This window comes from Flavobacterium sp. (genome assembly GCF_003525665.1).
Classification (GTDB): Bacteria; Bacteroidota; Bacteroidia; order Flavobacteriales; family Flavobacteriaceae; genus Flavobacterium.
This window is the reverse complement of sequence record NZ_DQDX01000146.1, coordinates 9,397-20,071: the sequence shown is the minus strand read 5'-3', so window position 1 is coordinate 20,071 and position 10,675 is coordinate 9,397. Positions and strand designations below refer to the sequence as shown.

The 10,675-nt window shown below is 30.0% G+C and carries 12 protein-coding genes; 3 read left to right on the top strand and 9 right to left on the bottom strand.

Annotated elements, in window-relative coordinates; translation table 11 throughout:
* The first annotated feature begins 20 nt into the window (after positions 1 to 20).
* Positions 21 to 422, top strand: coding sequence for a TerB family tellurite resistance protein (locus DIU01_RS10270; protein WP_290834111.1), 402 nt, complete (start codon positions 21 to 23; stop codon positions 420 to 422).
* Between the two features lie 49 nt (positions 423 to 471).
* Here the strand turns inward: DIU01_RS10270 and DIU01_RS10265 are convergent, their stop codons facing one another.
* Positions 472 to 1,944, bottom strand: a complete 1,473-nt coding sequence (locus tag DIU01_RS10265) for an erythromycin esterase family protein (RefSeq protein ID WP_290834109.1) — start codon at positions 1,942 to 1,944, stop codon at positions 472 to 474.
* Between the two features lie 56 nt (positions 1,945 to 2,000).
* Positions 2,001 to 3,269: an erythromycin esterase family protein gene (locus DIU01_RS10260; RefSeq protein ID WP_290834107.1), complete on the bottom strand. Its 1,269-nt coding sequence runs from the start codon at positions 3,267 to 3,269 to the stop codon at positions 2,001 to 2,003.
* 146 nt (positions 3,270 to 3,415) lie between these two features.
* Here DIU01_RS10260 and DIU01_RS10255 point away from each other — a divergent pair, with 146 nt between their 5' ends.
* Together DIU01_RS10255 and DIU01_RS10250 are read left to right on the top strand one after the other, a co-directional pair.
* The gene (locus tag DIU01_RS10255; RefSeq protein ID WP_290834106.1) at positions 3,416 to 4,390 is read left to right on the top strand and encodes a sensor histidine kinase; all 975 of its coding nucleotides are present in this window, start codon (positions 3,416 to 3,418) and stop codon (positions 4,388 to 4,390) included.
* Positions 4,391 to 4,416: 26 nt separating this feature from the next.
* Positions 4,417 to 5,097, top strand: a complete 681-nt coding sequence (locus DIU01_RS10250; protein WP_290834104.1) for a LytTR family DNA-binding domain-containing protein — start codon at positions 4,417 to 4,419, stop codon at positions 5,095 to 5,097.
* 492 nt (positions 5,098 to 5,589) lie between these two features.
* Here the strand turns inward: DIU01_RS10250 and DIU01_RS10245 are convergent, their stop codons facing one another.
* From DIU01_RS10245 to DIU01_RS10215, 7 genes are all read right to left on the bottom strand, one after another.
* Positions 5,590 to 5,994 carry a hypothetical protein gene (locus DIU01_RS10245; RefSeq protein WP_290834102.1) on the bottom strand — a complete coding sequence of 135 codons (405 nt, stop codon included), beginning with the start codon at positions 5,992 to 5,994 and terminating at the stop codon, positions 5,590 to 5,592.
* A gap of 164 nt (positions 5,995 to 6,158) precedes the next feature.
* Entirely contained in the window at positions 6,159 to 6,488 is a 330-nt protein-coding gene (locus tag DIU01_RS10240; protein WP_290834100.1) for a hypothetical protein, read from the bottom strand.
* Between the two features lie 177 nt (positions 6,489 to 6,665).
* Positions 6,666 to 7,370, bottom strand: coding sequence for an SIMPL domain-containing protein (locus tag DIU01_RS10235; RefSeq protein WP_290834098.1), 705 nt, complete (start codon positions 7,368 to 7,370; stop codon positions 6,666 to 6,668).
* A 241-nt stretch (positions 7,371 to 7,611) separates the two neighbouring features.
* The gene (gene uvrB, locus DIU01_RS10230) at positions 7,612 to 9,600 is read right to left on the bottom strand and encodes an excinuclease ABC subunit UvrB (protein WP_290834096.1); all 1,989 of its coding nucleotides are present in this window, start codon (positions 9,598 to 9,600) and stop codon (positions 7,612 to 7,614) included.
* 39 nt (positions 9,601 to 9,639) lie between these two features.
* Positions 9,640 to 9,945, bottom strand: a complete 306-nt coding sequence (locus DIU01_RS10225) for a type II toxin-antitoxin system RelE/ParE family toxin (RefSeq protein WP_290834094.1) — start codon at positions 9,943 to 9,945, stop codon at positions 9,640 to 9,642.
* Entirely contained in the window at positions 9,930 to 10,148 is a 219-nt protein-coding gene (locus DIU01_RS10220; protein WP_290834092.1) for a hypothetical protein, read from the bottom strand. Before DIU01_RS10220 ends, DIU01_RS10225 begins: the two co-directional genes overlap by 16 nt.
* A 37-nt stretch (positions 10,149 to 10,185) precedes the next feature.
* Positions 10,186 to 10,675, bottom strand: a 490-nt coding sequence (locus tag DIU01_RS10215) for an RlmF-related methyltransferase (protein WP_290834089.1), incomplete at its 5' end; no start/stop codon positions are given.

Here is a 10,675-nt window from a genome sequence, read left to right as displayed (position 1 = left end):
GCTGAAAATACTCCATTTTGATGAACACAAAGGAACAAAAAATTAGTTTATTATCAGACATGATTGCTTTTGCAATTGTTGATGGTGAATTGCATGAAAGAGAATATACGTTTTTGTCTATAATTGCTATCGAATTAGGCATAAACAAAGACGAATTGAACCAACTTTTTCATGAAGAAAACCGTAGTGAAATCATCAAAAGTGATTTTGAACGCATTCAACAATTTTACAGATTGGCTTTATTGATGCATTGCGATGGTATACTTCACGAACGTGAATTGAATAAAATTTATGAAATTGGAATCAACATGGGATTAAATCCGTTTGCTATGAAACGTGTTTTAAAAGCTATGGAGCAATCACCAACGAGAATGGTTCATCCTGATTATTTACTGGAAGTTTTTCAAGAACAATTGAATTAATTGCTCAAAAATTGCGAGTAGGTATAAGTAGCTGTTAGTGGCTGTTTTACTATTTTGCAATTTTTCCCAAGTTATAATTTTCTGCTGGTTTTGTTTTATCCACGTAAATTATGGCATCAAAATATTCATAAAGATTGGTTGACCATAATGCCGATTTCTCATTGATATAAACTGCTCCTGCCTCATAATGCTCATAGTCTTTATTTACAAAATCTTTTAAGCTTTTTTTATTTGAAATATCTTCAAAATCGATATAAAATATTGGTGTTTTCAGTTGTGAAAAAGTATTTGTCAGGTGACTTTTTGGGTGTGGTTTAACATAGTTATTCGATACTAGCCAAGGCTCATCTTTGAAGATACTTTTGGCAAAACTGTACATCAAGTAAAAAAGATTTGTTGATGAAGGACTTTGTGAAACAAAACCACCTTCACTAAAACTGAAACCAATGTTGTAATATTTTTTTTCGTATAAGTTATTCAAATGCGTTCCCATCCAATTTCCTGATTTAAAATCTTCAGAAAACGAGCCTTTTCCAATATGTCCGTTATGAGCCCAAAGCATTATTTTACCATTGTTATTGTTTTCTCTAATCCATTTTATATTTTGAGTCATCGAGCTATCTCTATAAGAATATGCAGTATTGAAATCTTGCTCTCTAAAATAATTTAATTTTTGTCGAAGTACAGCAATAGTTTGTTTAGCGAATTTATAGTCTGTGGAATCCTTTTTAAACAATTCTATTCTTTTGCTCAAAACATAATCTTCTAGTTTTTTTAACTTGTTCAAATTTCTTTTTTGCATTTCATCTAATCCTTTATCGTCTAACTCTTTTAATGATGTTTTGTTTTCCTCAATTTTTTCAGGTAACAAATTCTTATTAAAGCCAGGACAGTTATTACTTAGATAATTATCAAGCCAAACAACACAAGAGGTTGCATCTTGCATATCGTACCCATAAAACTGAATTTTTTGGTTTGATGTTTTTCCTTTATTATAGTTTTTCATCCATTCAATTAAATCTAAAACCTCTTGTGATTGCCAAACCCAATAGCCATTTTTAGATAAGGCTTCTTTTGCATTTCCTTCTCCAGTTAGAACATATTTATTAATATCATAACAAGCGGCAAAATTAGCTTCGATTCCAAAAAGTTTTACATCTTGTTTTTCAACTAAATATTTAAACATTTTGTTTTTTAGTTCAAAAAACTCTTTTGTTCCGTGAGTTGCTTCTCCGAGTCCTATAACTTCAACGTGCTTTAGTTTTTCATTTAAAAAATCAAATTGCAAACTGTCATTTTTAGCATTTTCAATTGTAATAGGATGAATAACGCTTTTTAAAATTCCTAAATCTCTTTGTGATAAAAGAACTGGTTTCTCTTTTGTACTAAATAAATTTGTTAGTGTTTCACCAAAGAAAGGTTCTCCTAAAACTGATGATGCAAAAAATCTTGTAGATAATGTCACCAATAATAAAATTACAATCCCAGTAATTTTTAATCTTTTATTTGTTTTTGTTGTCATTTTATTTTTTTTTGAATTAGTTGAAAAAAATCAATATTGTATATTTTTAATTTGTTTTATTCTATAAAGTTTATTGAATCTATTTTTTTAGTGTAGATTATTGCATCAAATGCATTAAGCGGAAGATTGTAGGTTCTTGTTGGAAAAATAGTTTTATAGGCACCAGCAAGCGAGCTTAAATTTACAGAAGATTTTTTATCTTTCGAAAAATTAGAAAATTCTACGAATAAACTTTTCTTACCTGTTTTTAAACAATAATTGGCAATAGATTCTTTTTCAGGTTTATCAACTTTTACTAGTTTTAATCCATTGTAACTGAATACTTGAATTGTTCCTTCAGAAAAATCAGTGCAAATAATATAGTATTGCTCACCAAGCTCTTTTCGTAAAAAATATCCAGTGTCTTCAGATGCAGGATTATCAACAACATGACTATTATGGTTTGAGGCCACTGCTTTTGCATTGTAATCATTTATAGCTCGTATAGCATTTTTTGCCATTAATTCACTGCGTTTGTCTTTAATTAAATAGCCATATTTCTTGTATTCTTCTAGTAATTGCTCTTGTGGTAAACTTTCTTTTACCATCAACAAGTTTTGAGACACGGTTTCAAATGCATTTATTGCAATTTTATATTCAGATTTATTTTTATTTTGTAAATAAGTCTCTGATTTTTTTAAATTTTCTAAAAGCACTTCACTTATTTTTAGTAATTCGTCAACTTTACTTTTTTCTAAAGTATAGATATTTGATGCTTTTACCGTTTGTAAAAAATTATTTATTTCTTTATATTGACTTGAAAACAAAGTTGGATATGTTTTTTGAATGTTAGCAATCAAACTACGAACATCTTGACAATCTACCCCAATAACTTGAAGTTTGTCTTTAGTGGTTGTTTGGTTATAATTCTGCATCCATTGAAAAAAGTTTAAATAAGACTGAGACTTCCAAAAACCATTTAAACTAGAGTCAATGATTAATTTTTTCAAATCGCCTTTGCCTGTTACAATAGCCTCATTAATTTCTAACAAATCTCCATAGTCATCTTCTATTAAGTATAAAGTATATCCTTTATAAATTGCTAAATATTTAAATAGGCTATGTTTTATTTCAAACAAGGTTTCCGAACCATGACTTGCCTCTCCAATAGCTATAATTTTTTTGTTATCGCTAACTTTATCTAGAAAAGAATAATTCTTTAAATCTTTACAATCAGGAATTTCAATACTATTTGCGTTTATGAATGCTGGTAAGATCTGCTCTTGTGCAAAAAAATTTTGCGTTACAACAAATGTTAAAAATAGTAGTCTAAAAATAGTCTTCATAATTTCTTATTTTTAAAAGTTTGATACAAATTTATGATGGTAATAAGAACAACATTCATTTTATTACACCAATGCAATTTGCTTTTGACCAATGCAATTCATCCAAAAAAAAGTACATTAATAGTCAATTATTGTATTTTTGAACTATGAAAAACTTTATCAAGCAAAATCCGGTAAAACTATCTTTGGGAATACTTACGTTATTAATTTCACTATTGGCAATTTATAAGGATATTTCTGGTGATAGTCATATGTATTTGTCACTCAATTTTAATCCAGAGTTACTTTTTGCCTACTTTCTATTTAGTAGTATAGTTATAAAGTTGATTGAACAATTCTATTTTAAAAGAAAATTTTTTAGTTTTTATACTTCATTGGTAATATTAATTCTATTTTGCTCGTTGCTTTTTGATAAACTTTATACTATTACTAATTTGGAAATAATTGGGCATAGCGTTTCGTTGGTTTTTATCACACTATTAACAGTAATGATTTATTTTGCTTACGATCGGTCAAAAAATAAGTTAGAATATTTAATTTATAAAAACAGAAAAATGGAAGCAGAAATGATGCTTTTAAGACAACAAATTAATCCTCATTTTTTATTTAATATTTTGAATAGTATCTATAACCATTCTTTACAAAAATCGGATGATGTTGCTCCAATGATTTCTAGATTATCAGATATGTTGCGCTACCAGCTTGAGGTATCTGATTTAAGCGTTATACCTTTAAAAAGAGAAGTTAATTTTATAGAAAACTATTTGTCTTTTGAAGAAGAACGATTGCCACAAAACATTACTTTAAGTTATTCTGAGTCAATAAAAAAATGGGATTTTCAAATCCCACCAAACACCTTGATAACGCTAATTGAGAATTGTTTTAAACATGGAATTTCTTTAGAAAAAGATGCTTTTATTTCCATAAACTTACACTTGAATGACGATGTTCTAACACTAGAAACTTCAAATACATTACCCAAACAAAAGTCCCAAAAAACAACAAAAACAGGATTGAAAAACCTGCGACAAAGGTTAGAATATAAATTTCATAACAGGTTTTCATTAACAGAAACAATTACTAAAGATATCTACAACTCAAAATTGATATTACATTTATAGATCAAAGTAAATTAAAATGAGAATTTATGAAAGTTAAATGCATAATAGTTGATGATGAGCCAAATGCTCAAGCAATTTTAAAATTACACAGTGATAAATTTGATTTTTTATCTGTTGAAAATACATTTAGTAATGCGATTGAAGCAGCAAACTACCTAAAAAGTAATACAATTGATTTAATTTTTTTAGATATTGAAATGCCTCAAGTAACGGGACTGAATTTTTTGAGAATGATTGATAGTGATGCAAAAGTTATTTTTACCACTGCCTATAGCGAATATGCACTCGAAGGATATGAATTTAATGTTGTGGATTATTTGTTAAAACCAATTACTTTCGAACGTTTTTCTAAAGCAGTAAAAAAAATATCTGTAAAAAATGAAGTAAAAGAACCTACTGATTTAATTAAATTAAGTCAACTGCATCAAAGTATTAAGCCAAGTGAAATCATATATTTGGAAAGTATTGGTAACTACGTCAAGATATACTTTAGCAAAAGTAAAACAGAAATTATTCATAGTACATTAAAAGATTTATATGAAATTTTGCTGGTTTACAATTTTATAAGATGTCATAAAAGTTTTGTTGTTAATCAGAAATTTATTGAAGAAGTTTATCCAAACTGTATAAAAACTACTAGTAATAAAGAAATACCTTTAGGTATAAGTTATCGTCAGCAGGTGAGAGAAAGAATGAAAGAAAAATAAGCATGTACTTTGTATAAATAGCTTTATAGCACTATGGAGTTAAGTTTTTAATTATTCTTTCAAATTTTGTTGTGATTATTTTATGTTATTAAAAAAACTAAGACGAATTTACTTTTAAAATGTTGCAGCAAAATTTTTCTGATTTTTGTAGGGTAAAAATATAGTTAATAACGTCAGACTGTTAAAATACTCAAAATGAGCCTTTTAGAATCGTATGTACGTCATTTTTCTCTGATTGGTCTCTGCATAACTTTTTTTTTTAACTTAGTTTTTTCACAGCCTGACGTTCCCATGCTTTTCGAGGTTGCGAAGTTCGGAACCGATTACTTTCCGCAAGGATAATAGTTCTCGCGAAAGATGAACGTCTGGCTTGCAAAAGATTCGCAATTTTTCAAAACCCACGGTTATCAGCTGGCTTTATTTTTCGGTTGGATTTGAAATCAGTGGTAATACTTTCCTATTTTTTGGATGTTTTGTTTGAGAATATCCCGTTCACAAATCATTTTCATAATATAAATATTCTGCACCCTCAATCAAACAAGTATCAAATGTATCAATGAAATTTTGAAGGCAAGTATTCTGATTAAATTTAAAGCGAATAATTTTGGTTGTATCTTTTGCTAGAATTAACTGATGAACTTTGATGCGATACTTTTTAAGAATCTCTCTGTCTGTTTTGACATCTCCAGTTAATTCATAGCTGATTTTTTCTCTTTTTGCTAAAAGTTCATCAACTATAATACTGGTATGATCTCCATTGCTATCATAATAAATTGGAATAGCAAATGCAGAGTCTTGGCAAAACGAAAGTTTTGGAAATGCATACAGAAATATAATAGCAAATAACAGAATAAAGACTGTAGATAAATTCGTAATATTAAAAATTTGTCTTCTCATAATAATTTTTAATAAGCTTGCTTACAACTTTCCCACGTTTGGCGAGGTTACCGAAATTCTGAACCGATTATTTTCTATCAAAGATAAAATTTCTTCCGAAACGTAAACTTGAATTTTGCACTTTTTTCGCAATCTGGCAAAACGGCTGTTATAAGCCGTAGTTTTTACACTTCTTTTTCATTAATCTTTTCTAGCCTCTTTTTAATTTCCAAATCTCTTTCTAATTGATAAATTTCTTGTTCCATGTTTCTTAATGTAAATACTGTAACCAATGGAATTGCAATAATAAATACAGCAGCTTCAAACAGTAATGCATTTACATAACCATATTGTGAAATTAAGCTTCCATTTCTCAACGGAAAGTAAGGTAAAACAAACATTACAGCAATTACCAAAATAATCACTTTCGGAATATCTTTTCTGAGTTTTAATAGTGCTTTCGATTTGTCTTCGATTTGCTTTTCGATTGCTTCAATAGAATTCTGTTCTGTCATTTTTATACTTGGTTCTATGTTTTAGCGGTTTGAACTATGGCTTACAAAGTTCCGCAGCTACACGAGGTGCAAAGCTTCGTGACTGCATATTTTCTATTTAAGATAAAAGTACAATGCGAAACGGCAATTCCACTAAATCCTTGCATCTTGTGTAACTGCTGTTGGGCGGTCGTATTTTTATTCAAGTTTAAATTTCACATTAACAATGCTTTCAATTTTAATTTTTTGAAATTCAATATCGATAGGTTTAAATTCTTGTTTTCTTTTTGTACCATATCCCATAACTACAACTTCCTGTAAACTTCCTCCTCCATCGTCAAAATTTCTCATGTTGGTTAAATCCGAAATGAATATTGCATTACCAACTTTTTGTTTCAAAGGTTTAGTCATAAACTCTGCTTGAATTTTTGCTTTTACAATTGCGTTAGATTTAAGTATCAGTTTAATTTTTTCATATTCTGTATTTTCAGTTTTTGCTATACGAATATTTGAAATTTCAATTGTTTCAAGTTCAGAAATTACGCTTCCAGCAATTTTTGCATTTTCAACAATTAAATTATATGATTTTGATTTCATAACATCTGTTTCTTTGATGAAGTATTTCTTGAAATTACTAGCCAAATCATTCAAACTTAAATTTTGGTTTGTATTAATTCCCAATCCTTTTAATTTCTGCTCCATTAAATTTTCCAACTCTTCAACAGAATATTTATCTTTTGAGTCTTTTTCGGAAATTATGATGTTCAGATGAATTCTATTTGGTAATACCAAAGTGTCAGCAATTGCAGAAGTTTCAATGTAAGGTAAATCAATAAAGTTTTTCGTTTGCGAAAAACTATTTGCTGAAATAATAAATACAAGTAATAAAGTTAATTTTTTCATTTTCTGATTTTCGATTTTTTTGGTAATATATCGCACAACCTGCATATAGTCGCAACATTATAGCGACTATCTACCCAAATAAGGTAAGATTATCGCCATTCGATTGCGTATTTTACCCAAAGCTACAAAACTAAAATTTATCTTACAAGAAGGTAAGGTTTTATGATTTAATGATATTCCAATTGTTTCTGTCGTATTGCAACAGGAAACTTAGGTTAGTAAACCGTTTTTTTATAAGTACTTATATTTTTTCTTGTAACGATTTTATCTCATCACGATATTTCGCCGCTTGCATAAAATCTAATTCTTTAGCTGCTTTTTCCATCGCTTTTTTGGCTTCGCGAATTTTCTTTTCAATTTCTGGTTTCGATAAATATTCGCTTTCTGGTTCGGCTGCTTTTAATATCTTTTCTTCATAATATTTTGTAGAAACCGAGTTGTTTCCTAAAGCGCTTCCCAAACTTTTGTTCAAAGCTTTTGGCTCTAATCCGTGTTTGGTATTGTAGTTTATTTGTTTTTCACGTCGGTAATTGGTTTCGTCAATAGTTTTTTGCATCGAAGCCGTGATTTTATCACCATACATGATGGCTTTTCCATTTACGTTTCTTGCGGCACGACCAACGGTTTGCGTAAGCGATCGATGACTTCTCAAGAAACCTTCTTTGTCGGCATCAAGAATTGCAACCAAAGAAACTTCGGGTAAATCTAGACCTTCACGAAGTAAATTTACGCCAATCAACACATCAAATAATCCTTTACGCAAATCTTGCATGATTTCAACTCGCTCTAAAGTATCAACATCAGAGTGAATGTAACGGCAACGAATGGAAACTTTCGTCAAATATTTTGTCAATTCTTCAGCCATTCTTTTGGTTAAAGTGGTCACTAAAACACGTTCGTCAACTTCACATCGTTGCTGAATTTCTTCAATTAAATCGTCAATTTGATTCAAACTCGGACGCACTTCTATAATTGGATCTAATAATCCTGTAGGACGAATAACTTGCTCGACATAAATTCCTTCTGATTTTTCCAATTCATAATCCGCTGGAGTTGCCGAAACATAAATCACTTGATTTTGCATACTTTCGAATTCCTCAAATTTCAACGGACGATTGTCCATTGCAGCTGGAAGACGAAATCCATATTCCACCAAATTCTCTTTTCGACTTCTATCGCCACCATACATGGCATGAACTTGCGAAATGGTTACGTGACTTTCATCGACAACCATCAAGAAATCATCTGGAAAATAATCTAACAAACAGAAAGGTCGTGTTCCAGGAAGTCGTCTGTCTAAATAGCGCGAATAATTTTCTATTCCAGAGCAATAACCGAGTTCTCGAATCATTTCTAAATCGAAATTGGTGCGTTCTTCCAATCGTTTTGCTTCTAAATGTTTTCCAATTTCCTTAAAATAATCGACTTGTTTTACCAAATCTTGCTGAATATCCCAAATGGCAGCTTGCAAAACATCCGGTGAAGTCACAAACATATTGGCTGGATATACGGTCAGTTTTTCGTATTTTTCTAAAACTTGAGAACTTCTTGCATCAAATGCTTCAATTTCTTCAATTTCATCTCCAAAAAAGTGAATTCTAAAAGGTTCGTCACCGTAACTCGGAAATATATCAACCGTATCTCCTTTAATTCTGAAAGTTCCCGGAGTAAATTCGGCTTCAGTTCTTGAATACAAACTTTGCACCAATCGATGTAATAATTTGGTTCGGGAAATGATTTGATTTTTTTCAATAGAAACAACGTTCTTTTGAAATTCAACTGGATTGCCAATACCATAAATGCAAGATACAGAAGAAATTACAATAATATCACGACGTCCAGAAAGTAGTGCAGACGTTGTGCTTAAACGTAATTTTTCAAGTTCCTCATTGATAGATAAATCTTTTTCAATGAATGTTCCTGTAACTGGAATAAAAGCTTCTGGCTGATAATAATCGTAGTAAGAAACGAAATATTGCACCGAATTGTTTGGAAAAAACTGCTTAAATTCTGAATATAATTGTGCTGCTAATGTTTTGTTGTGAGCCAAAACTAAAGTAGGTTTTTCTACATTTTGAATCACATTAGCAATAGTAAATGTTTTACCAGAACCAGTAACTCCTAATAAAGTTTGGTATTTTTCGCCATTGATAATTCCGTTTGAAAGTTTTTCAATGGCTTGTGGCTGATCGCCTGTAGGTTTGTAATCGGATACGACTTGGAATTTCATGAGGTAATTTCGATTGAAATTGTTTATCGGCAAATACGCTTATCGATAAAATTTTGGATTTCTACTGGTATGTCTTACTCTAAGTACATAGATTTTGTCAAAATCAATTTTGTATGAAACTCTGTAACTAAATTTTTCAAATGCTCTATAATTTTCATCAATTGGAATTCGCATTTCATCTATTTCATAAATTTCCCAACTATTTTTCAGAATTTCTACAGAAACTACTAATGTATCAATTACTTTATCGGCAATTTCAAAACTTTTAGTTTCTTCGAGTAAATAAAAGTAAATGTCTTCTAGTTGATTTTGAGAAGTTTGTGTCCAAATTATCTCTTTTTCCATTGAGCTATTTTTTCTAAAACTTGATTGTGAGTTGAAACACTTCCATTCGCAATATCATCTTCAGATTTTTTTAAATCTAAATTGTAATTCTCAACACTTTCAGATTTACTGTCCAAAATTGTATTGATTGCAGCCAAAAAAGCTTCATCATTAATTTCTGATATTTTAGAAATCACCAAGTTTTTTAATTCAATTGTACTCATACTGAAAATAGTTTATACAAATTTAATAAAAAAAGCATCAATCAACGTTAAACTTCCACTCTTTCTGTTGCTTTTCGCTCAAGAAAGTCCATGCAACAAAACGGCTTGTTTTTTGACCTTGAGCCATTTCAATCGTTTTAATTTCAACAGCTCCAACTTTATTTAAGGTTTTGTAAATGCTCTTCAAATTGTCCTTTTTAGAAACTAAAGTAGTGAACCAAAAAACTTGCAAAGGATATTTTACACTTTCATAAATCATTTGAGTAATAAATCCGATTTCGCCTCCGCTGCACCAAAGTTCGGCGTTTTGTCCGCCAAAATTTAATAATGGTTTGGTAGATTTTTTATCTTCTAGATTATTTACTTTTCGCAAAGATTGTTTTGTAGCTTCGTCTTGCGATGCATGAAATGGAGGATTGCAAATGGTGAATGCAAATTTATCTTCGGGCAAAATAATATTTTTGAAAATAAATCTTGGTTCGACTTGCAATTGCAAACTAATAGCATCGATTAATTTCGGATTTTCC

What these genes read in the sequence shown, in the direction of transcription:
- DIU01_RS10255 (WP_290834106.1), top strand. Translation starts at nt 3,416, where the DNA reads ATGAAAAACTTTATCAAGCAAAATCCGGTAAAACTATCTTTGGGAATA.
- DIU01_RS10240 (WP_290834100.1), bottom strand. Translation starts at nt 6,488, where the DNA reads ATGACAGAACAGAATTCTATTGAAGCAATCGAAAAGCAAATCGAAGAC.
- DIU01_RS10235 (WP_290834098.1), bottom strand. Translation starts at nt 7,370, where the DNA reads ATGAAAAAATTAACTTTATTACTTGTATTTATTATTTCAGCAAATAGT.
- DIU01_RS10250 (WP_290834104.1), top strand. Translation starts at nt 4,417, where the DNA reads ATGAAAGTTAAATGCATAATAGTTGATGATGAGCCAAATGCTCAAGCA.
- DIU01_RS10265 (WP_290834109.1), bottom strand. Translation starts at nt 1,944, where the DNA reads ATGACAACAAAAACAAATAAAAGATTAAAAATTACTGGGATTGTAATT.
- DIU01_RS10220 (WP_290834092.1), bottom strand. Translation starts at nt 10,148, where the DNA reads ATGAGTACAATTGAATTAAAAAACTTGGTGATTTCTAAAATATCAGAA.
- DIU01_RS10245 (WP_290834102.1), bottom strand. Translation starts at nt 5,994, where the DNA reads ATGAGAAGACAAATTTTTAATATTACGAATTTATCTACAGTCTTTATT.
- DIU01_RS10225 (WP_290834094.1), bottom strand. Translation starts at nt 9,945, where the DNA reads ATGGAAAAAGAGATAATTTGGACACAAACTTCTCAAAATCAACTAGAA.
- DIU01_RS10260 (WP_290834107.1), bottom strand. Translation starts at nt 3,269, where the DNA reads ATGAAGACTATTTTTAGACTACTATTTTTAACATTTGTTGTAACGCAA.
- DIU01_RS10270 (WP_290834111.1), top strand. Translation starts at nt 21, where the DNA reads ATGAACACAAAGGAACAAAAAATTAGTTTATTATCAGACATGATTGCT.
- uvrB (WP_290834096.1), bottom strand. Translation starts at nt 9,600, where the DNA reads ATGAAATTCCAAGTCGTATCCGATTACAAACCTACAGGCGATCAGCCA.